Source organism: Budvicia aquatica DSM 5075 = ATCC 35567, assembly GCF_000427805.1.
GTDB classification, from domain to species: domain Bacteria; phylum Pseudomonadota; class Gammaproteobacteria; order Enterobacterales; family Enterobacteriaceae; genus Budvicia; species Budvicia aquatica.
The window spans coordinates 133,203-156,650 of sequence record NZ_KE386592.1 but is presented as its reverse complement, the minus strand read 5'-3'; the positions used below and the strand labels follow the sequence as shown (position 1 = coordinate 156,650).

Below are 23,448 nucleotides of genomic sequence, written 5' to 3'. Positions count from 1 at the left end.
TACAGTGGCCTTTTTTAGGATTTCCTTCTGCTGCTTGAGTTCTTCATTTTCAGCACGAAGGCGGCGTAATTCAGCTTCAAGTTCGCTGCGAGGTCTTTCACCCAGACATTCGGTTTGNCGTGACTGTTCGTAATCGATGACCCAGCGACTTATATTTTGGTCGGCGACGTTCAGTTGTCGGGCGACTTCGACACATGAAAATCCCTGCTCACAGACAAGTTTGGCTGCTTCAATCTTGAATTCTTTGCTGTACTTTTTACGTGTTATCTGGGCCATAGGCACCTCCTGTTCAAGGATTATATCCTCTTAAGTCAGTGTCACCGATTATTAGACCAGATCATACAGTTATATTTATGTAGGTTACTCAGGTAATGGTTCGCTTATCATTAGTGATGGCGGAGCACTTAATCATTCCGTTGGTTCCATTGGAACTAATACTGGGGCTACGGGGATTGCCATTGTGACAGGGAGCGGGTCACAGTGGAATAACGACAGTTGGCTCTATGTTGGCGACTCTGGAAATGGTTTGCTAACAATTAGTGAGGGTGGCACAGTCACCAGCTATCATAGTTATATCGGCAGATATAATGGATCAACAGGTGTCGTCAATGTAACAGGAAGTGGGTCTCAGTGGAATCTTAACAGCGGTAGTTCTCTTTATGTTGGCTCCGCCGGAGATGGCACACTGACGATTAGTGAGGGGGGAACAGTTACCAGTAGATTTGGTACTATCGGCTCCGCCGCGGATTCAACTGGTGTTGTTAATGTGGCAGGCAGTGGGTCGTTGTGGACTATCACATATAATAGCGGTAATACTTTCACCGTTGGCAATGCCGGAAATGGTGCGCTGACAATTAGTGAGGGGGGGACTGTTAGTAATATTAGAGGCTCTGGAACCATCGGCAAAGAAGCAGGTTCAACCGGCGTTGTCAATGTGACCGATAGCGGGTCGTTGTGGAATAGTGGCGACACACTCATTGTTGGTAATGCCGGAGAGGGGGACCTGACGATTAGTGAGGGTGGCACTGTTATTACCAATATGAGTGCTTCTATCGGTAAAGAGACGGATTCAATCGGTATTGTTAGTGTGACAGGTGGTGAGTCACTGTGGAATATCAAATATTTTAGTAGCAACATTGTTAATAACATAACCAATACGCTCTCTGTCGGCGAATCTGGAAATGGTTTGCTGACGATTAGTGAAGGGGGCACGGTTATCAATGAAAGTGCATCTATCGGCAGGAATAGCGGTTCAACCGGTATGGTCAATGTGACAGGCAGTGGGTCGCTGTGGAAAATAAAATTCAATAGTAGCCAAATTACTACTAAAAATAGCAGCACTCTCTCTGTTGGCGAATCAGGCAATGCTTTGCTGACGATTAGTAAAGGGGGCTCTGTTACCAATGAAAGTGCTTCTATCGGCAGATATGCCGGCTCAACCGGTGTTGTTAATGTGACAGACGATGGGTCACAGTGGGATACCAGCAAAATGCTCACTGTTGGTAACGTAGGAAACGGTACCCTGACTATTACTGATAAGTCCGAAGTATCTGCCAAAGACGTAGCGATGGCAGTTGATCCAACCAGTAGTGGTACCCTTAACATCGGTAACGGTAATGTGGCCGGTACTCTTAATACGGCGAGTATCACTGGTGGTTCCGGATCGGCAATCGTCAACTTTAACCATACCGATGATATTGACTTTTCACCGATAATGTCGGGATTATTAACCGTCAATCAAGTGAATTCAGGGACTACTAGGCTAACTGCTGTGAATGATTATGCCGGTATTACTACCGTCAATAGCGGGATATTACAAGCCGGGGCTGTAGGGGCTTTTAGCCTTCACTCTGATTTTGTTACTGTGGCGGGTGGCGCTCTGGATTTAGCCGGTTATAACCAAACCGTGGCCAGCCTGAATAACGGAGGCACTGTGAACTTTAACGGTGCACCGGGCACTGTTCTGACCGTATCCGGTAATTATATCGGCAATAATGGTTTGCTGAATTTCAACACGGTACTGAATGACGATGCGTCAGCCTCCGATAAGTTGATAGTAACTGGCAATACCTCCGGTGAAACCGGGGTTATCGTCAATAACATTAGTGGTACAGGTCAGCCAACCGTCAATGGCATTGAAGTGATTAGCGTAGGGGGGTTATCCGGCGGCAACTTTACACTACGAGGTCGTGCGGTAGCGGGTGCCTATGAGTACTTCCTGAATAAGGGCGGCGTCGCCACGCCGGATGATGGCAACTGGTATTTGCGCTCTCAAATAGTGCCTCCAACCCCGCCGGTTTTACCGCCGGTAGATCCTGTGATACCACCGGTAGAACCACGGATACCGGAGATTGATCCAGAAACACCAGCATCAACCCCAAATACACCAACGGTACCAACACCCGCGGAAAATATTATCCGTCCTGAAGCGGGCAGCTATATGGCCAATATGGCTATAGCCGGCAAGCTGTTTAATTTGCGTTTAGAAGATCGGGAAGGCCGGGCAGAGAACTCCAGTATATGGCTACGTCAGGTCGGTTCAAGAAACAAGTTCCGTGATACTACCGGTCAGTCACGTACCACGACTAACAGCTACCTGATTCAGGGCGGGGGGGAGATCGGGGATACCCACTTTACTGACAGCGATCGCTTAGGTGTTGGTCTGATGGCGGCCTATGGTAATGCCAGCAGTAAAACCCGATCTAACCGAACCGGATATCACTCGGAAGGTAATGTCGACGGCTACAGTGCCGGGGTTTATGCCACTTGGTATCAGGATGCAGCCAGTCTCAACGGACTGTATGTCGACAGTTGGATGCAGTACAGCTGGCTGAACGGCGAAGTGAAAGGTGACCAGCTCTCGGGTGAAAACTACGACATCAGCGGACTGAGCGCATCGGTAGAGACCGGCTACCGGATCCCGGTTTATCAGGGTCTGAACAGTAATGTGTTTATTACACCGCAGGCACAGGTAATCTGGAGCGGCATTACGGCGGATGACCATCAAGAAGTTAACGGTACTCAGGTAACGTCATCCGGGGATAACAACGTTCAGACCCGTTTGGGCGTGAAGGTCTCTCGTGACAGCGTCAGCGACAGCAGTAAAGAGAAACAATTTACTTTGTATGCCGAAGCCAACTGGTTGAACAACACTCAGCAGGCCGGTGCGGCGCTGAATGGGGTAGAAATCAAGCAATCGGGTAGTCGTAATCTGGCTGAATTGAAACTAGGCGCTGAAGGTCAGGTCAATAAACACCTGAATCTATGGAGCAATGTGGCTCAACAGATGGGGAGTAACGGCTATAGCGATACATCCGTCATGATCGGTATTAAGTACCGCTTCTAAAGTCGATTCGTCACTGCAACAGGGCGGGTAATTTATCCGCCCTTCAACCCTCCAAAAATAAATATTTATAAGGGGCCAATTATGGACGTGAAGCCTTGTTGTCACTATTGTGAAGATAAAACCTATGTTCGAAAACATGGCACCGCTCGATCTGGTCTTATGCGCTACCGGTGTATTACCTGTAATCGAACCTTTCAGGTCCGTTATATTTATCAGGGGAATGAGGTAGATATTCGTCGGTTAATTAAAAAATTGCTGGCTGAAGGGAAAAGCCATTCAAATATTGCCAATCAACTAGGTATTAACTTAGCGGTTGTTTACCGCTATATAAATGGACTATGAATACCTAACATCATAACTGTTTTTAAACATCCGATTTATTACAGGCATTAAGAAAGATTTGATCCTGAAAGGCAACTGTCGATGTATCCCACTCTGCATCCCATTATCTGAGATACGGCAGGAACTACATCAACACATTGTTTTATAAGATGAGGGAGTCGGCCGTTAAGCCGGGTTCTGTCGTGGACAGTCATTCATCTAGGCCAGCAATCGCTCACTGGCTCAAGCAGCCTACCCGGGTTCAGTACGGGCCGTACCATGTGAACCCCTATTTGGCCTTGCTCCGGGTGGAGTTTACCGTGCCACGGACTGTTGCCAGCCGCGCGGTGCGCTCTTACCGCACCCTTTCACCCTTACCTGATCCTGCTTACGCAGGCCATCGGCGGTTTACTCTCTGTTGCACTGGTCGTAGGCTTGCGCCTCCCAGGCGTTACCTGGCACCCTGCCCTATGGAGCCCGGACTTTCCTCCCCTCCACCCGTCTCCCCGAAAGGACTACGGTGAAGCGGCGACTGTCTGGCCGACTCCGGCGCGCAGTATACATCTGCCTCGAAAGATATGCCAGAACTGCAGGCAGATTATTGGCGTGCCCCAAAAACCATCACAGAATTATCATAATCTCTTGGTAAGCACCTCCGTAAAGGTAAAATCCCCCCTCCATTTCTATGACCTACATTAGAAACCTAAAAGATATTAGACCAATTAATGAATTTTTGTGCATCACGTCTCAAATTGGACTGACAACGATATCCTTAAAGCTATTTAGACTATTAATATGTGCGTTAAATATGATCTTTAAAATGACATTATTTAGAGTAATGATAATAACAATATGATTATAAAGGTTAATTTTTAACATTTACATAACCAAAAATTGGACTGACCAATAAAATGAGATTCGGAGACTACATATGATGGAATGGCTTAATATTCTTTGGGTGGTGCTTGGCATCGGACTGATGCTAATACTCAACATCAAATTCAAACTTAACTCAATGGTAGCTCTGCTGCTGGCTGCACTGATGGTAGGTATCCTTGCCGGTATGGACCTGCTCGAGCTAATGCATACAATCAAGGCGGGTTTTGGTGGCACGCTAGGTGAGCTTGCGATTATCGTGGTGTTTGGTGCGGTTATCGGCCGGCTGATGGTTGATTCAGGTGCTGCCCACCAGATTGCCCAAACGCTGTTGCGTAAATTCGGCCTAAAATATGTTGAAGCGGCCGTTATTATTATCGGGTTGATCTTCGGTCTGGCTATGTTCTATGAGGTCGCCTTTATTATTTTGGCGCCGTTGGTCATTGCAATTGCGATTGAAGCAAAAATTCCATTCCTGAAGTTGGCTATTCCGGCCGTTGCTGCCGCAACGACCGCCCACTCCCTGTTTCCGCCACAGCCGGGGCCGGTTGCCCTAGTCAGCGCCTACGGTGCAGATATGGGAATGGTGTACATCTACGGTGTGTTAGTGGCTATTCCTTCGGTTATCTGCGCAGGTCTTATCTTACCGAAATTTTTAGGTAACCTTGAGCGCCCAATCCCGAGCTTCTTAAAAGCAGAAAACCCGGTTGATGAGAATAACCTGCCGTCATTTAGCACATCTATTCTCGTTCCGCTGATTCCTGCCTTCATCATGATAGGCACCACCATTGCCAATATTTGGCTGGTTAAAGGAACCAGCGCCTACATGATAATAAACTTTATCGGCTCATCCCCGATCGCCATGTTTATTGCCATGTTGGTCGCCTTTTTGCTGTTCGGTACATCACGCGGGCACAAAATGGACTGGATCATGCATTCCTTTGAGGCGGCGGTGAAGGGCATTGCAATGGTTATCTTAATCATTGGTGCCGGCGGTGCGCTTAAGCAGGTAATTATTGATACCGGTATCGGCAACACTATCGGCACGCTCATGTCTGTAGGCGGCGTTTCACCTTACATTATGGCCTGGCTGATTACGGTACTGATTCGTCTATCAACCGGACAGGGCGTAGTCTCTGCCATGACCGCCGCCGGTATTATCGGTTCTGCTATTATGGACCCGGTAACCGGCACCATTACCAGCGTCGACCCGGCGTTACTGGTTCTGGCTACTGCGGCCGGTTCTAATACGTTAACCCACATTAATGATGCCTCGTTCTGGCTGTTCAAAGGCTACTTTGACCTATCGATTAAAGATACGCTGAAAACGTGGGGTATGTTGGAATTGGTCAACTCAGTCGTGGGTCTGGGAATGGTATTACTGATCGCGATGTTTGTGTGATCGACCAGATGTAACATCAGCCGCGCTCAATGCGCGGCTTTAATCATGCTATTCGCTGTCGGCCTGTTCTAATGCATATTTATATAATGCATTCTTTTTAACTCCGTGAATTTCAGCGGTCAGTGCGGCAGCCTTCTTCAACGGCAACTCTTTTTGCAATAAAGCTAAAGTGCGTAATGCTTCTGAAGGTATTGCCTCATCACTTTGTACTTTATGGCCTTCAACAATCAAAACCATTTCACCTTTGCGACGGACTTCATCTTCTTTTACCCAAGCCAAAAGCTCACCAACCGGTGCACCTTTGATATTTTCCCAGGTTTTTGTCAGCTCTCTGGCCAGAACCACATAACGTTCAGGCCCCCAAACCGTGACCATATCCTGTAAACTGTCGAGCAATCGATGGGTTGACTCATAGAAAATCAGCGTTCTTGGCTCTTCTTCTAAGCTGCGCAGCGTATCGCAACGAGATTTTGTTTTTGCCGGTAAAAAACCTTCATAGCAGAAACGGTCTGAAGGTAAACCCGCCGCAGACATGGCGGTAATAGCGGCACAGGCGCCGGGAAGCGGAATAACACGAATGCCTTCTTCACGGCAACGACGTACTAAATGGTAGCCGGGATCGTTAATTAATGGCGTTCCGGCATCAGAAACAAGCGCTATACTGTGTCCATCTTTTAATTTTGCGATTAAGATGTCAGCCTTAGATTGCTCATTATGATCGTGTAATGCAAAAAGTTGGGCATTAATGGCAAAATGCTGCAATAGTAGGCCCGTATGACGGGTATCTTCTGCCGCAATTAAATCGACGCTACCCAATACGGCTAAGGCTCGTTGGGTGATGTCGCCGAGGTTACCGATAGGCGTGGGAACGACGTAGAGTGTCGAAGGTGAAATCGCTGCTTGATTATGTTGACTCATTGTTTCATCCGGGTGACCGATTTAATATTAACAATCTCAAAGTATGAGTAAAATTGGATACAGCATGCGTTTAATCACATACCTCCGTACCAAGGCAAGCCAAGCGCTGCCAATCGTACTGGCTGCGCTGTTCTTGGCGGGATGCCAAAATTTAAAAAATTCAACGGACAGTATTCAGGGTGACATTTCTCAAAAATCACCTTATTACCTACAGCAAATAGACCAAAGCTCCGGTGATGCCAAAATTAACTGGCAGCTTCTTGCCGTACGCGCTCTGATTATTGAAAATAATACCAAGCAGGCATCCGATATCCTGAACGGATTACCGAATATGCTGCCTATTGCACAAGATCAGGAAAGGCAACTTCTACGCGCTGAGCTTGCAGCAAAGAGGCAGGATAGCAAAGACGCCCAGTTATGGCTAAAAAACATTAAAGTCGGCGATCTCTCTAACGTGCAGAAGGCTCGTTATTATCAGGTTGAAGTTCTGGCCAATCAAGGTCGCGACCCTTTAGCTCAGCTACGTGCATATATTAACCTTGAGCCGCTGGTCAGCGATCAAGAGCGCCAGAGTGTGGTTGACCAAACCTGGGCACTGCTAACCCAGTTCACGCCAGCGGTGCTCAATACGCTGGTCATCAATGCTGATGAATATACGCTGAGCAGTTGGCTTGAATTACTTCAGGCCTATCAGAATAATAAAGCTGATAACCAAATGCTGCAGTCAGCCATTAAAGACTGGCAGAACCGTTATAGCGAGCATCCGGCCTCTAAGACTTTACCAAGCCAGCTTTCCCGTGCCTTAGGCTTTCAAAAGTCATCCAGTGCCAACATTGCATTAATGCTGCCAATGAGCGGGCCGGGCAAACAGTTCGGGCCAACCATTCAGGATGGTTTCAATACCGCTAAGGCGCTGAGTAAAAGTGATTCTCAGGTAAAAGTATACGATACCGGTTCTAAACCGCTGGCGGAGCTATTAGCTCAGGCCGAACAGGAAGGCGCCACCATGATTGTCGGCCCGCTGCTGAAAAAAGAAGTTGAGCAGTTAGCCGCGTCGCCATCAACCCTAAGTATTCTGGCGCTGAATAAGCCGGAAAAAATCGCAGATCGCATCAACGTTTGTTATTTTGCCCTTTCACCGGAAGACGAAGCCCGCGATGCCGCCCGCCATATCTTTGCTCAGGGTAAAACGTCACCATTAATTATTGCCCCACGCGGTGACTTAGGTACCCGAGCCGCTAAGGCGTTTGCCGAGCAGTGGAGCCAAAACGGCACCGGTGCTGCACAGGTTCAATACTTTGGCAAGTTGGGTGATTTAAAAGAGGCGATTGCCGGCGGCGCAGGTATGCGTTCTGAAGGCCAGCCAATTACGTTGGAATCAGGCGTAACTGGCGTACCAACCGGCCCGGTTGATGCCATCTATATTATCGCTACCCAGCCGGAATTAGCGCTGATTAAGCCAATGCTGGATATCTCTAAAGCCTCTCGTTCTGCCTCAATTTATGCCAGCTCGCGTAGCTATCAGGCCGGAGCAGGCCCGGACTTCCGCTTTGAAATGGAAGGTGTCCAGTTCAGTGAAATACCGATGTTAGTCGGTTTATCTCCGGCATTGGCCCAAGAAGGCGGCGCTAAATACAACGGTGATTACTCTCAGTTCCGCCTCTACGGTATGGGGGCGGATGCTTGGGAACTTGCTTCGCATTTTTCAGAAATACGTCAGCTTCCGGACTTCCAAGTTACCGGTGCGACGGGCATACTCAGCGCAGACAACAACTGCGTGATTAACCGTCAATTGCCATGGATACAGTATCGTCAGGGTCAGTTAGTACCGGTAAAATAACCAGCTATAAGGTCGGGGCGCGCTATGAGGCTATAGCGCGTCGCCATCTTGAAAGGTCGGGTTTGATTTTTATTGCAGCTAACATTAAATTTCGTGGCAGCGAGCTTGATTTAATCATGCAAGACGGCGATATCTGGGTATTTATTGAAGTCAGATACCGCAAAAATGCCAACTTTGGTAACGCGGTTGAATCGATCACCTGGCATAAACGCCAACGGTTATTGCTTGCCGCTTCACGCTGGTTAAACCAACGTCAATTGAGCCTTGAGACAACAAACTGTCGATTTGACGTTTTAGCGATCACCGGTAATCAGTTACAATGGTTGCCAAATGCCTTTGGTGCCGAGGGTGAAGCTTAGTTTTTCCCGGTGCAATAGGTCACAATAAGCAGATACGTAAGTAGAACTCATACTATGTTGGAAAGAATCAAAGGCTGTTTTACAGAAAGTATTCAAACACAAATTGCCGCAGCAGAAGCATTACCCGACTCCATCTCTCGCGCCGCAACCACCATTGTGCAATCACTGCTTAATGGTAATAAAATACTGACCTGTGGAAACGGTGCCTCTGCCGCGAATGCGCAGCATTTTTCGGCCAGCTTAATTAACCGTTATGAAACTGAACGCCCAAGCTTACCGGCCATTGCGCTGAGTGCAGACAGCATCACGCTGACGGCCATCAGCAACGACGGCATAAAAGATGAGGTCTATGCAAAACAGGTTAGGGCATTAGGTCAAGCCGGAGACGTATTGCTGGCAATCTCAAGCCGGGGCAATAGCCGAGATATTATCAAGGCCGTTGAGGCCGCGGTCACCCGTGATATGACGATTATTGCGCTGACTGGCTGCGATGGCGGAGAGCTGGCTGGCTTATTAGGTCAGCAAGACGTTGAAGTGCGCATCCCCTCTCATCGGGGAGCTCGAATACAAGAAATGCACATGCTGATTGTAAACTGTCTTTGCGATCTAATTGATTTTACCCTATTCCCTCACCAGGATGACTGAAGGAGTTTTTAATGAAAATTCGTACCCTAACGGCCGTAGCTATTTTACTTAGTACCGCCATGTTACAAGGATGTGTTGCCGTTGTGGCCGGTGGCGCAGCCGTTGCGACAAAAACGGCAACCGATCCGCGCACAGTGGGCACTCAGGTGGATGATGTTACATTAGAAGCCCGTGTCAGCAGCGCTATCAGTAAAGACCAACAAATCAAACAAGAAGCTCGAATTATTACTACGGCTTATCACGGTAGCATATTGCTCACGGGCCAAACGCCAAAGGCTGAGCTTTCTGAACGTGCCAGAAATATCGCCGTCGGCGTAGATGGCGTTGAAACCGTTCACAATGCGGTTCGTCAGGGAACCCCTGTCGATCTTGGTACCGCATCTAGCGATAGCTGGATTACCACCAAGATTCGCTCACAGCTATTGACCAGCGATAAAGTGAAATCAAGCAACGTTAAGGTTGTCACCGAGAACGGTGAAGTTTTCTTAATGGGACTGGTGACCGAAGCGCAAGGTCAGGAAGCGGCAAAAGTTGCCAGTACGGTCAGCGGCGTAAAACGCGTTATTACCGTCTTCCAGTACGTGAAGTAACCCTGCTATACAGTCATCCCGGTGAAAGCCGGGATGATAACCAAGTGAACAGCATCCAACGCCCTACAATTCCTTAATAAATCCTGTTCCGCCCAATAAATTCATCTGTCTCATAATCGCATTCTGGCGCTGGATAACGTAGCCTGATGGCCTGTTTGCCTTAAAACGAATCGGGTTAGGTAATACCGCGGCCAGGCGAGCGGCTTCAGACTGAGTCAGATTTTTAGCCGATTTACCAAAGTATTGTTGAGCCGCCTGCTCTACGCCAAAAACACCTTCACCAAATTCAGCAATATTGAGATAAACCGTCAGAATTCTGCGTTTAGTCCAAACCAGCTCAATGCCGGTCGTCAGACCCGCCTCTAAGCCTTTTCGTACCCAACTACGGCCGTTCCAGAGAAATAAATTTTTCGCCGTTTGCTGTGAGAGGGTTGAGCCCCCTCTGATTCGGTTAGGTTTGCGCTCGTTATGAGTCAGGGCAGACTCAATGGCATGAAGATCAAACCCCCAATGGGTCAGAAACTTCTGATCTTCTGAAGCAATGACCGCCAACGCCATATACGGTGAGATTTCATCCATAGAAACCCACTCATGGCGGGCAACATAGGAAAAATTCCCGGTTAGCCAGGCACCAAACTGCTTTTGCACCATAACGGCAGAGAACGGCACCGGTAAGAATGAAAAAAGCACAATGCCCGCTCCCCAGATCAGTAAAACGGTCAGACAGAACCGTTTAAACCAAAAGAACAGGCGCCCCTTCATTCGAGAGAGCGCACTTTTACTCATTCACAAAGTACCAGCACCCGTGCAACCAATTTATCGATGCCAAGAGCGGCCTCAGAAATACGCTGAGCCAACATATAAGCCGGTGTTGTCACTACTTTTTGGTCCGCATCAACCACAATATCATCAACCGGGCAGGTCACATGCTCGCCGCCCATGCTGTCAATAACTTCGGCGGTATCAATATCATTACCAATAGTTAACCGCACAGGAACACCTAATATTTTAGGCAGTAATGCGGGAGCAATACAGATAAAGCCCATCGGTTTTCCTGCCTGATGCATCGCTTTAACCAAGCGAGTCAGGTCAGGATTAATGTCACATTCAGCGCCCTGAATCGCAAAGTTACTCAGGTTCTTGGCTGCACCAAACCCACCGGGAACAATCAATGCATCAAATAGTGAGGCATCGGCCTGTGAAAGTGGCTGAATCTTACCTCGGGCAATACGTGCAGATTCGGTTAAAACATTGCGACTTTCAGATGCAGGTTGGCCGGTAAAGTGGTTTACCACTTGGGCCTGAGGTTGATCCGGAGCAAAACAGGTCACCTCTGTTCCTGCGCGATCTAACGCGAGAAGGGTTAATACCGACTCATGAATTTCTGCGCCGTCTAAAAATCCACATCCACTTAAAACCACTGCAACCCGTTTCATGATCCACTCCTTTTACAAACTCTACGTTATTGTTAACTGACTTTATCTGGCTGAGCCAAACGCAGGCATATCATAATCCTGAAGGCTATGAACAACAAAGCGGCATACTCTTCAGCCTGCCGCATGACTATATTATGTGACCCACTCCTTCGTCATCCTAGTGAAAGCCGGGGTGACGAGGGAGATAGTTCAGTGATAACTAGACTAATCATTGTGTTAAGTTTATTGATTGCCCTTAACTGACGGGCATGAGGTCAGGATACTGTTTTTTTCTCTTGGGCTTCAACCCAATCATGCAGCACCTTCACATCGTTACGCCATTCAACTTTCAATTCATCAATCCAGTCTTCAACGTTATCCCACCATGCAGGCAGAGTCGGAGTCTGAATTTGTTGCGCCAGCTGCTGAAGATGACGCAAACCAACTGAACCTGAGGCGCCCTTAATTTTATGAGCTTCTTCAGTGATGCCTTTTTGATCCTTAGCCGTCATATTCGATTCTAATACTGCCAGATAGCTAGGCATCACCTGTTCATACATTGCCAGCCCCTGAAGTATAAGCTGAGGGCCAACTAGCTCCATGTATTGCTCTAACATTGTTAAATCGAGTATAGACTCATTGGATTTCATAGCACCTTGCTCCTGTGATTTGGGTAAAATTTTAGACTGAGCGCTTCCGATTTTCTTTATTATTTCCGTCAAGTCAGGCACTGAAAGTGGCTTACTTAACACATCATCCATCCCTGAATCTAAATATTCTTGCTTATCTTTTAACACATTGGCGGTAAGGGCAACCAACGGCGGTAACTCAGCTGCTGCAAAAGTTTCCCGAAGCTGTTTAGCAATATCAAACCCGGTCATATCCGGCAGTTGAATATCCAGTAAAACCAAGTCATAGCGATGAGGTTTAAACAGCTCCAAAGCGGCAGTTCCTGTCATCGCGACATCAACAGTATGCCCTAATTTTTCAAGTACCGAGCGAGCTACAATAACATTCAGCTCGATATCCTCAACTAATAAAACCTTTAACGAGGCCGAAGGCGACTCTTCTTTCTGAGGGATCTCTTTTACCGCTACCGGCGCATTGATGAACACGGTAAATAGCGTACCTTTACCCACTTCACTCTTAACAAAAATATCGCCGCCCATCGCCTGAGCCAGGCGCCGGGAGATCGCCAATCCAATACCGGTACCTGTAGCCGGTCGGCCGCCGTGCTTACTCGGAACCTGATAATACATGGCGAAAATCTTATCGATCTCTTCAGGCGGAATCCCTATGCCGGAGTCTTCAACGTCAAAGTAGAACCGGCTTTCGCCTTCACGCCTGATACGCACAACGATCCCACCCTGGCTGGTAAATTTAACCGCGTTACCAATCAGATTCCATAGAATCTGTCTTAGGCGCGTGCCATCAGTCAGGATATAGGCAGGCAAATCTTTTTCATATTCGAGCGTAAACGTCAGCCCTTTGGGCTCAACTAAGAGTCCTGAGAGATTTTCTAAATCACAGAGGAAATCCAGGAAATCAACCGGGTTAACGTCTAGCTGGGTTTTCCTGCGCTCTAGCTTATCGAGCTCAATCACATCATTAAAAATATAACCTAACGTGGTTGCGCTGACATAAATGGTTCTTAAGTATTTGAGTTGTTCATCATTTAACTCAGTATCCAACAGAATGCGGCTAAGACCGACGATGCCATTAAGCGGGGTTCTTAACTCGTGGCTGATGGTCGAAATAAAGGTCGTCTTGTCACGGCTGGCTTTTTCTAACGCATCTTGATAGCGCTTACGCTCAGTGATATCACGACCAAAACCCATCAGCCCGTGTCGCTTACCATCAAGGGCATAAAACGGCACTTTTCTCACTTCAAAACAGGCCTTGCGCCCATCCGGATACACCAGCCACTGTTCATAGGTCAGAGAAACATTATGGCGGAACACTTTGTCGTCGGTTTCAACCACTTTCTCGGCAACATCAGTAGGATAAATATCACTGGCCGTCAGGCCGATCAGCTGTTTTTCACTTCTGCCGGTCAGTAACTCCATTGCCCGGTTACAGCCGGAGAATTTGCCATTTTCATCGCGGTAGTAAACCAGATCGGGAGAGGAATCAAGGAAGGAACGGAGGAAAACCGACTGTTGTTCATATTCAATCTGCGCCTGCTGGCGCTGGGCAATTTCTATATGGAGCTCATCAATCGCTTTTTCTCTGGCCTCTTCGGCTTTGATACGCTCATTAATTTCTTGGTTGAGACGTTCAATATTTTGCTGCAGCTTATGGTTGAGCTCTAAATCCCGATCGCGCATTTCCTGCAGTTTTTTCACCAAGCGGGCCAGGCGCTGGCGAGACTCTTCAAGCTGTTCGACCACAATCGAAAGAAAGTAAACCGCCCACGGGGTAACCAGTAAACCAAAAAAAACCGACCGGATAACATCGATACGTTCGATTTCACCGTGTAAAGCGGCTGTAACTGAGATTTGAACGGTGAAGGCAAGAACAATAAGAATGGAGGCTAAAAGAATAGAGAAGCGTACAAGGCCCAGTTTAACCATGACGTCTACATAATATTGGGCTAGTTTGCGCAACTGCTTCATTGTAACTCCCGGAAGGTTTTATCGCCTGAATAATACCGTAAATATGACTCAAGTAGACAATAATGCATGTTAAATCTGAACAAACACGAATCCTTTATCAAGGACAGACAATATATACATTAAATAATATAGCTAAACTAAATTAATTCAGAATCTTATATACCCAAAATAATTCAAATTGCATAGCGAACATAGCCAACAAAGAGGCAGTTTGAGGTATGACAGGCCTGGATATCGTTGCCGTTAAGCCATACTTACGCTGACAGCTACGGAATAAAAACCTGCCCCAAGGCCGCGCCCTGTGCGCCGAAACACACTAAGTTCTTATCTATTTCATTCATCGCCGTCCAGTGATTCTCACACCATAATGGAGCCAATAAAACCGGCCTTTTAGCTGTAGCCGAAACCCGATGATATATAACATCTACCGGTGTATGCCTGATCAACTCACCCGCAGTATGAATATAGTCATCTAATGAGAGTTCAGCTAAACGCCCGGCCTGCCACGCTTTAGCCATAATGCTACCGTCGACAATATGCAACGGATGAAGTTTTAGTCCATCAACGCCGCAATCAATCACCTGCTCTAAAGTAGACAGATTGGTTTCCCTGGTCTCATCCGGTAAACCGACAATCAGATGCGTACATACTTTAATACCGCGCCGCCGCGCCGCTTTAACCGCCGTTTGATAGCAGGCAAAATCATGGCCCCGGTTAATCTTTTTCAACGTTCGGTCACTGGCGCTCTGCAACCCCAGCTCTAACCATACTTCATAGCCTTGTTGGTCATATGCTGACAGCAGATCCAACACCGCATCAGGTACACAATCTGGTCGAGTTCCGATACAAATACCAACGATATCCGCCTGCGTTAGCGCCTGCTGATACATATTACGCAGCAGGCTGACCTCAGCATAGGTACTGGTATAGGCCTGAAAGTAGGCTAAATAGCGTTTAGCCCGATCGGCTCGCTCAGCCTGTTGAATAAGCTGTTCGGCAATCGGCTGATACTGCTTGTGCTCATCTGAAAAGGAAGCGACATTGCAAAAAGTGCAGCCACCCCGGCCTAAAGTGCCGTCTCTGTTCGGGCAATCAAAACCACCATGCAGCGTCAGCTTATGAATTTTCTCACCGTACCGGCGTTGCAAATCTGCACCGAACATATTGACCCGTTGATGTAATTGCATGCTTACTCTGACTATTTTTCCATTCGCTGAACATAAATTAGGAAGTTAAGACTAACGGTAACCACCTTAACACAGGGTGACTGAGATCAAGCTAATTCAGGGCGAGGGGACAAATAACTCGTCGGTATTAGGCAAAATGAAGATCCCGCAGAGTTTATGATTTCTTTTTATACTTAGGAGCTACTGACTGATAACATATTCACAACAAATAACACCATTAAACTTCAAATATAGAATAAAACTCAGAATATCTCCCTGTACTTATCAAAATTCAAAGAACATGAACATAATTCAGCCCCGATAACATAGTGACTTAGCTCACATTTTATACCAGCAAAAAATGAATCCTTTAGTGAAAAATATTGATTAAAAATCATTAATTTCAATATGTTAATTTAAAAATCAACAATACCCATACTTTTTGGCTCATATTTGACCTTAATTCTCTTTATATATAAGTTGGACATTCAAGGGATCTCTTATAGTCAGAAGCTGTGCATCATGTATGCCCAAAATAATTCGAGTTGCATCGCGGCGGCAAGAAAGCGAGTCCCGATGAGCTTACTCAGGTAAGTGATTCGGCTGAGCGAGCGCAGCCAACAAAGATGCAGCTTGAAGTATGATGGGAATATATCGCACTAATACACTCCTCTCTGAACTAGTTAATTTTTGGATAATGATTGAAAGCGTTAACGCGACATATCCGCGTGGGTGAACGGTGCCCGTAAGCCTCTCGCAGATACTGATGCTTTAAGAAAATAATAAAATTTACAACAGTGATATACCCAAAATAATTCGAGGTGCAGGCAGGCAACGCACCTACAGCTTGAAATATGACGGGTCTAATTGGCGAATAAACCGGGGCAATTGGGAGCAATATTATGCTATACGACGCGTCGAAAGAACGTGATAACTGTGGCTTTGGCCTTATCGCTCATATAGAAGGCGAGCCGAGTCATAAAGTCGTCAGAACAGCGATTCATGGGCTGTCACGAATGCAACACCGCGGCGCTATTCTATCCGATGGAAAAACCGGTGACGGCTGCGGCCTATTGCTACAAAAACCTGACCGATTCTTTCGCCTGGTCGCCGAAGAGCAAGGCTGGAGACTGGCAAAAAACTATGCCGTTGGCATGCTGTTTTTAAGTCAGGATAAGCAAGAAGCTGAAGCCAGTCGTAAAATTGTTGAAGAAGAGTTACAGCGGGAAACCCTGTCGATTATCGGCTGGCGTGAAGTACCGACCAACCCGGATATGCTGGGTGAAATAGCCCTGTCATCCCTGCCGCGTATTGAACAAATTTTTGTTAACGCCCCGGCGGGCTGGCGTTCATTAGATATGGAACGCCGCCTATTTATGGCGCGCCGCCGTATTGAAAAACGCGTACTGGATGACACCTTCTACGTCTGTAGCCTGTCAAACGTTGTCAGTATCTATAAAGGGCTGTGTATGCCCGTTGACCTGCCTCGTTTCTATCTCGACCTGGCCGACTTACGTTTAGAATCATCTATCTGCCTATTCCACCAGCGTTTCTCTACTAACACGGTTCCGCGCTGGCAGTTAGCTCAGCCTTTCCGCTACTTAGCGCATAACGGTGAAATCAATACCATTACGGGTAACCGTCAATGGGCCAGAGCCCGCTCTTATAAATTTAAAACGCCGCTGATCCCCGATCTGCAGGATGCATCTCCGTTCGTCAATGAGACCGGTTCTGACTCAAGCTCCTTAGATAACATGCTGGAACTGTTCCTCAGCGGCGGCATGGACTTAGTACGGGCGATGCGCCTGCTAGTTCCGCCGGCATGGCAGAACAATCCGGATATGGATGAAGAACTGCGAGCCTTCTTTGATTTTAACTCCATGCATATGGAGCCCTGGGATGGCCCTGCCGGCATAGTCATGTCTGATGGCCGCTACGCAGCCTGTAACCTTGACCGCAACGGACTGCGCCCTGCCCGCTATGTTATTACCAAAGATAAACTGATTACCTGCGCCTCCGAAGTCGGTATCTGGGATTATCAGCCCGATGAAGTCGTCGAAAAAGGCCGGGTCGGCCCGGGCGAACTGATGGTGATTGATACCCGTATGGGAAAAATCCTTCACTCCAGCGAAACGGATAACGATTTAAAAAGCCGCCATCCTTATCTAAGCTGGATGGGAAAAAACGTTCGCAGCCTGACACCGTTCGAAGACCTGCCGGATGACCAAGTCGGTAGCCGTGAATTTAATGACGCTTTACTGGAAACCTATCAGAAGCAGTTTGCCTATACCAATGAAGAGCTGGAGCAGGTTATCCGAGTTCTGGGTGAAATGGGTCAGGAAGCTACCGGCTCAATGGGAGACGATACACCGTTTGCCGTACTCTCCAGCCGCCCGCGGATTATCTATGACTATTTCCGCCAACAGTTTGCTCAGGTGACCAACCCGCCAATCGACCCATTGCGTGAAGCACACGTGATGTCTTTGGCCACCAATATTGGCCGTGAGATGAACGTATTTTGCGAAGCTGAAGGACAGGCTCACCGCTTAAGCTTTACCTCGCCGGTTCTGCTCTATTCCGATTTTATACAGTTGACCACCTTAGAGGCTGAGCACTATCGGGCTGATACTATTGATATCACTTACAGTCCGGAGAAATACGACCTTGAAGCCGCGATTATTGCCATGTGCAATGAAGCGGAAAACAAGGTCCGTCAGGGCACGGTATTGCTGGTTCTATCCGATCGTAATATCGCCCCCGACCGTTTACCGATACCGGCACCAATGGCCGTAGGCGCACTGCAAACCCGTCTGGTAGAACGTAACCTACGCTGCGATGCCAACATTATTGTTGAGACTGCCAGCGCCAGAGACCCGCACCATTTCGCCGTTTTACTGGGCTTTGGTGCCACCGCTATCTATCCATACTTAGCCTATGAGACATTGGCTAAAATGGTTGATGCTGACGTCATCGAGAAAAATCAGCGCACCGTTATGCTCAACTACCGTAACGGTATCAATAAAGGCCTGTACAAGATTATGTCCAAGATGGGCATATCGACCGTTGCTTCTTATCGTTGCTCTCAGCTGTTTGAAGCGGTAGGGCTGCACTCCGAGCTGATGGCATTATGCTTTAAAGGTGCAACCAGCCGAATCGGCGGTGCCCACTTTAGTGACTTCCAGCAGGATCTGCAAAATCTGTCTAAGCGCGCATGGTTAAAGCGCAAGACGTTAGAGCAAGGCGGTTTACTCAAGTTTGTCTACGGTGGTGAATATCACGCCTATAACCCTGACGTGGTGACCACATTACAAACCGCAGTGAAAAGCGGCGATCAAAAAGATTATAAGATCTACTCAGATCTGGTGAATAATCGCCCGGTGACCACCCTGCGTGATTTACTGGCGCTAAAACCACAAGATCCGGCTAACGCTATTGCTATCGACACCGTCGAATCAGCGGAATCGCTATTTACCCGCTTTGATACCGCCGCTATGTCTATCGGGGCCTTAAGCCCGGATGCCCATGAGTCACTGGCAATTGCCATGAATACCATTGGCGGGCGCTCTAATTCCGGTGAAGGCGGCGAGGATCCTGTACGTTACAAAACCAATAAAGTATCGCGAATTAAGCAGGTCGCATCAGGGCGCTTTGGCGTTACGCCAGCCTATTTGGTTAATGCCGATGTTATCCAGATTAAAGTCGCTCAGGGCGCTAAACCCGGCGAAGGTGGCCAGCTACCGGGTGATAAAGTCACCCCGTATATTGCCAAACTGCGCTATTCGGTTCCCGGCGTGACCTTAATTTCACCACCGCCTCATCACGATATTTATTCTATCGAAGACTTGGCCCAGCTGATTTTTGACCTTAAGCAGGTCAACCATAAGGCGATGATTTCCGTCAAACTGGTTTCAGAGCCCGGTGTCGGCACCATTGCCACCGGGGTGGCTAAAGCTTATGCCGACCTGATTACCATTGCCGGCTACGACGGCGGTACCGGGGCCAGCCCGCTGAGTTCAGTGAAGTATGCAGGAAGCCCGTGGGAACTGGGCCTGGCAGAAACTCAACAGGCACTGGTGGCTAACGGCCTACGCCATAAGATTCGTCTACAGGTCGACGGCGGCTTAAAAACCGGTTTAGACATTGTGAAAGCCGCCATTTTAGGGGCAGAAAGCTTCGGCTTCGGCACCGGCCCTATGGTTGCTCTGGGCTGTAAATACCTGCGTATTTGCCATCTGAATAACTGTGCTACCGGGGTGGCAACTCAGGATGAAAAACTGCGGGCGGACCACTATCACGGCCTGCCTGAAAGAGTGATTAACTACTTCAACTTTATTGCTCAGGAAACCCGCCAGATTATGGCCGAACTGGGCATACCTCAGCTTATCGACCTGATTGGCCGAACCGACCTGTTAACCGAGCTGGATGGGTTCTCGGCTAAACAGCATCGGCTGGATCTTTCCGGCCTGTTAGCCTGTGCTCAACCACATCCGGGTAAGGCGCTGTATTGTACTGAAAATAATCCACCGTTTGATAAAGGCATTCTGAACCACAGCCTGCTGACTCAGGCGCTGCCTTATATTAAATCTAAGCAGAGTAAGGCGTTCTACTTTGATATCCGCAACACTGACCGTTCCGTTGGCGCATCGCTGTCCGGCGCGATTGCCGAAAAACATGGCGATCAAGGCTTAGCCAGCGATCCGATCAAAGTTCACTTCTCCGGTACCGCCGGCCAAAGTTTTGGCGTATGGAATGCGGGAGGAGTTGAACTCACGCTGACCGGCGACGCAAATGACTACGTTGGCAAAGGAATGGCGGGCGGAACTATTATCATCCGGCCACCGGTTGGCTCAGCCTTCCGCAGTCATGAAGCCACTATTATCGGCAACACCTGCTTATATGGTGCAACCGGCGGTAAACTGTTTGCAGCAGGCCGCGCAGGTGAACGTTTTGCGGTGCGTAACTCAGGCGCTATTACCGTGGTTGAAGGTATTGGCGATAACGGTTGCGAATATATGACCGGCGGCATTGTGTGTATTCTTGGCCGGACAGGCATCAACTTTGGTGCCGGTATGACCGGTGGCTTTGCCTACGTCCTTGATGAAGATAATGAGTTCCGCAAGCGCGTCAACGCGGAACTGGTTGAGGTACTGGCCGTTGATCAATTAGCAATTCATGAAGAGCACTTACGCGGACTGTTAACCGAGCACGTCCAGAATACCGGTTCAGACCGGGCCGAAGAGATTCTGGCAAACTGGTCACAATGGGCAGCTAAATTTACCTTAGTCAAACCAAAATCCAGCGATATCAAAGCGCTACTCGGACACCGCAGTCGTTCTGCGTCCGAGTTGCGGATTCAGGCGCAGTGAGAGGAAGATAAGCCATGAGTGAAAATGTTTATCAATTTATCGACCTACAGCGCGTTGATCCGCCAAAGAAACCGCTGAATATCCGTAAGGTTCAGTTCATTGAAATCTATGAACCCTTTTTGGATACCCAGGCTAAATCTCAGGCCGATCGCTGCCTGTCATGCGGCAATCCTTACTGTGAGTGGAAGTGTCCGATACATAACTACATTCCGAACTGGCTGAAGCTGGCTAATGAAGGCCGGATTATGGAAGCTGCAGACCTCGCTCACCAGACTAACAGCCTGCCAGAGGTCTGCGGTCGGGTTTGCCCTCAGGATCGCCTGTGTGAAGGTTCCTGTACCTTAAATGATGAGTTTGGTGCGGTAACCATCGGGAATATTGAACGCTACATTACCGATAAAGCGCTGGAGATGGGCTGGAAACCGGATATGTCGCAGGTTCATCCAACCGGTAAACGGGTTGCCATTATTGGTGCCGGTCCTGCGGGTCTGGCCTGTGCCGATGTACTCGCCCGTAATGGCGTTCAGGCCGTCGTCTTCGATCGTCACCCTGAAATTGGCGGATTACTGACTTTTGGTATCCCCTCTTTTAAACTGGATAAAGAGGTGATGGTTAAGCGCCGCAAAATATTCAGCGATATGGGGATTGAATTCCGCCTGAATGTTGAAATAGGTCAGGATATTCAGATGAGCGATCTTCTGGCCGAGTTTGACAGCGTCTTCTTAGGGGTGGGTACCTACCAATCGATGGCCGGAGGTTTAGCCAATGAACAAGCGCCGGGAGTTTTTAATGCCCTGCCCTACTTAATCGCTAATACCAAGCATCTGATGGGCTATCAGGAAAGTAACGATCAACCTTATATCAATCTTGAAGGTAAGCGGGTGGTGGTTTTAGGCGGCGGTGATACGGCAATGGACTGTGTCAGAACGGCTATCCGCCAGGGCGCTACCCAGGTCAGCTGCGCCTATCGCCGGGATGAAGAAAACATGCCGGGCTCACGCCGTGAAGTGAAAAATGCGCGGGAAGAAGGCGTCGAGTTTCTGTTTAACCTACAGCCGGTCAGCATTGAAATCAATGCAGCCGGTAATGTCAGCGGCGTCAAAGTCGTGCGTACAGAGCTGGGTTCTGCGGATGCTCAGGGCCGTCGTAGCCCTCAAGCTATTGTCGGATCTGAACATACGCTAAACGCTGACGCAGTGATTATGGCCTTTGGCTTTAAGCCTCATAGCATGCCGTGGCTGGCCAAACATGAAGTGGCGCTGGATAAGCAGGGAAGAATTACTGCCCCTTCTCATGCAGAGATTCAGTATCAGACCAGTAACCCTAAAATCTTTGCCGGAGGAGATGCCGTTCGCGGTTCAGATCTCGTGGTGACTGCCATCGCTGAAGGACGTAAAGCCGCCGAAGGCATCATGACCTATCTCGAAGTATAAGGTTTAAATTACTGACCGATTACCATCGTTTAAAGCGGCCTGCTCAGGCCGCTTTTTTTATGACATCACCACCTCGAAGTCTATTCTAGTGCTACGGCGGTTTCTCTATCTAACTGCTGCTTATGTTTTTCTGCCATCTTTTCCGCACACTGAGTAAACAGCCCTCGCAGCCACTGGATCGCCGGATCGTAATGAACACGATGGTGCCAGATAAGCCGGGTGTGAAAGCTGGTTGAATCACACGGATAAGGTAAAACAACCAGTTGGGCAAGTTCAGCAAAACGCAGCGCGGTCTGTCTCGGAAGCGTTAATACGAAATCGGTTTCCGCCAGAATAAACGGGGCGGCAAGAAAATAAGGTACTGACATTGCAATATCTTGCGCTAACGGATGCGCATAAGCACCTTCATCAATCGCATATCCCTGCTCTTGCTTACCGTCGTGCACCGTAATTTGCATTCGCCGGTACTGATTAATTTCTTCAAAAGTAGGCGCTTGTCCTTTGTCAGCATAATGAGAAAGTGGATGCCCCTTGCGTACCACGCAGGCATAAGTGGTCTCGAATAAATTTATCTCATGAAAATCCGGCGGCATGGTTAATAACGGAAATATGGCTAAATCCATTCGCCCATATTTCAGATTAGAACAAAGATCATCGCCGATAGGTAATATTTCCAGCCGGGCATTAGGAGCCTGTCTGAATAACTCTTTTAAGACACAAGACAGTATACTAAATACGCCGTTATCAACCGCACCAATATATAAAGTTCGGGTCAAGCCCGCCGGTTTAAATTCATCAGGTTCAGTTAAGCGTTCTAACTCATGCAATATCGCAATAACTCTTGGCGCTAAGGCTTTTGCCCTCGACGTCGATTGCATTCCATAACCTGATTTATTAAACAAGTTGTCATTAAAAATAGTACGTAACTTTGACAACGCTCTGCTAGCCCCCGCCTGACTCATACCCTGACGGTTAGCCGCCAGTGTTAAAGACTGAGTTTCAGACAAAGCCTGAAATAACCCCAACAACTCCGTGTCGAGAGGAATGTTTTCCACTTTTCGCATAATAGTTATCCGGAAAGGAGTATTTATCTCTTTTAATAGATAACCTACTATCGATTAAAAGTAAATAAATGTAAAAAACAAGAACAGAAAAT

General features: G+C 48.0%; 16 protein-coding genes and 1 other RNA gene. 9 read left to right on the top strand and 8 right to left on the bottom strand.

Features of this window, described 5'->3' with window-relative positions; all coding sequences use genetic code 11:
* Positions 1-276 (bottom strand): transposase (locus tag YWE_RS0126135; RefSeq protein ID WP_029095213.1); only part of this gene is annotated, 276 nt, incomplete at its 3' end.
* Between the two features lie 73 nt (positions 277-349).
* Between YWE_RS0126135 and YWE_RS28835 the strand changes: the two genes are divergently transcribed.
* On the top strand, positions 350-3,346 hold the full coding sequence (locus YWE_RS28835; RefSeq protein WP_345917570.1) for an autotransporter outer membrane beta-barrel domain-containing protein: 2,997 nt from the start codon (positions 350-352) through the stop codon (positions 3,344-3,346).
* An 81-nt stretch (positions 3,347-3,427) separates the two neighbouring features.
* Positions 3,428-3,688 (top strand): hypothetical protein, encoded by a 261-nt coding sequence (locus YWE_RS28830; protein WP_036017188.1) that lies wholly within the window; start codon positions 3,428-3,430, stop codon positions 3,686-3,688.
* Positions 3,689-3,838: 150 nt separating this feature from the next.
* On the opposite strand, the gene rnpB is transcribed toward YWE_RS28830, so the two are convergent.
* An RNA gene (rnpB, locus tag YWE_RS29330) (RNase P RNA component class A) lies at positions 3,839-4,215 on the bottom strand.
* A 386-nt stretch (positions 4,216-4,601) separates the two neighbouring features.
* Here rnpB and gntP point away from each other — a divergent pair.
* Positions 4,602-5,945 (top strand): gluconate permease GntP, encoded by a 1,344-nt coding sequence (gene gntP, locus YWE_RS0126120; protein WP_029097081.1) that lies wholly within the window; start codon positions 4,602-4,604, stop codon positions 5,943-5,945.
* A 48-nt stretch (positions 5,946-5,993) separates the two neighbouring features.
* Here the strand turns inward: gntP and rsmI are convergent, their stop codons facing one another.
* Positions 5,994-6,863 (bottom strand): 16S rRNA (cytidine(1402)-2'-O)-methyltransferase, encoded by an 870-nt coding sequence (gene rsmI / locus YWE_RS0126115; protein ID WP_029097080.1) that lies wholly within the window; start codon positions 6,861-6,863, stop codon positions 5,994-5,996.
* A gap of 64 nt (positions 6,864-6,927) precedes the next feature.
* Here rsmI and YWE_RS0126110 point away from each other — a divergent pair, with 64 nt between their 5' ends.
* The 4 genes from YWE_RS0126110 to dolP are packed head-to-tail and all read left to right on the top strand — an operon-like array spanning position 6,928 to position 10,297.
* Positions 6,928-8,703: a penicillin-binding protein activator gene (locus tag YWE_RS0126110; protein ID WP_029097079.1), complete on the top strand. Its 1,776-nt coding sequence runs from the start codon at positions 6,928-6,930 to the stop codon at positions 8,701-8,703.
* Positions 8,661-9,062 carry a YraN family protein gene (locus YWE_RS0126105; RefSeq protein ID WP_036017187.1) on the top strand — a complete coding sequence of 134 codons (402 nt, stop codon included), beginning with the start codon at positions 8,661-8,663 and terminating at the stop codon, positions 9,060-9,062. Before YWE_RS0126110 ends, YWE_RS0126105 begins: the two co-directional genes overlap by 43 nt.
* 54 nt (positions 9,063-9,116) lie before the next feature.
* On the top strand, positions 9,117-9,707 hold the full coding sequence (diaA, locus tag YWE_RS0126100) for a DnaA initiator-associating protein DiaA (protein WP_029097077.1): 591 nt from the start codon (positions 9,117-9,119) through the stop codon (positions 9,705-9,707).
* A gap of 17 nt (positions 9,708-9,724) precedes the next feature.
* Positions 9,725-10,297, top strand: a complete 573-nt coding sequence (dolP, locus tag YWE_RS0126095) for a division/outer membrane stress-associated lipid-binding lipoprotein (protein WP_029097076.1) — start codon at positions 9,725-9,727, stop codon at positions 10,295-10,297.
* 63 nt (positions 10,298-10,360) lie between these two features.
* Here the strand turns inward: dolP and mtgA are convergent, their stop codons facing one another.
* The 4 genes from mtgA to mnmL all read right to left on the bottom strand — a co-directional run bounded on the left by mtgA (position 10,361) and on the right by mnmL (position 15,514).
* Positions 10,361-11,083, bottom strand: coding sequence for a monofunctional biosynthetic peptidoglycan transglycosylase (gene mtgA, locus YWE_RS0126090; protein WP_036017186.1), 723 nt, complete (start codon positions 11,081-11,083; stop codon positions 10,361-10,363).
* Entirely contained in the window at positions 11,080-11,733 is a 654-nt protein-coding gene (gene elbB, locus YWE_RS0126085; RefSeq protein ID WP_029097074.1) for an isoprenoid biosynthesis glyoxalase ElbB, read from the bottom strand. Before elbB ends, mtgA begins: the two co-directional genes overlap by 4 nt.
* Positions 11,734-11,987: 254 nt before the next feature.
* Positions 11,988-14,327 carry an aerobic respiration two-component sensor histidine kinase ArcB gene (arcB, locus tag YWE_RS0126080; RefSeq protein ID WP_029097073.1) on the bottom strand — a complete coding sequence of 780 codons (2,340 nt, stop codon included), beginning with the start codon at positions 14,325-14,327 and terminating at the stop codon, positions 11,988-11,990.
* Positions 14,328-14,593: 266 nt separating this feature from the next.
* On the bottom strand, positions 14,594-15,514 hold the full coding sequence (gene mnmL, locus YWE_RS0126075; protein WP_029097072.1) for a tRNA modification radical SAM protein MnmL/YtqA: 921 nt from the start codon (positions 15,512-15,514) through the stop codon (positions 14,594-14,596).
* A gap of 881 nt (positions 15,515-16,395) precedes the next feature.
* On the opposite strand from mnmL, the gene gltB reads away from it, so the two are divergent.
* Positions 16,396-20,859: a glutamate synthase large subunit gene (gltB, locus tag YWE_RS0126070; RefSeq protein ID WP_029097071.1), complete on the top strand. Its 4,464-nt coding sequence runs from the start codon at positions 16,396-16,398 to the stop codon at positions 20,857-20,859.
* Positions 20,860-20,873: 14 nt separating this feature from the next.
* Complete coding sequence (locus YWE_RS0126065; protein WP_029097070.1) at positions 20,874-22,292, top strand: glutamate synthase small subunit; 1,419 nt, start codon at positions 20,874-20,876, stop codon at positions 22,290-22,292.
* A gap of 80 nt (positions 22,293-22,372) precedes the next feature.
* Here YWE_RS0126065 and YWE_RS28825 read toward each other — a convergent pair whose 3' ends face one another.
* Positions 22,373-23,356, bottom strand: a complete 984-nt coding sequence (locus tag YWE_RS28825) for a LysR family transcriptional regulator (RefSeq protein WP_051323603.1) — start codon at positions 23,354-23,356, stop codon at positions 22,373-22,375.
* Between the last annotated feature and the right edge of the window lie 92 nt (positions 23,357-23,448).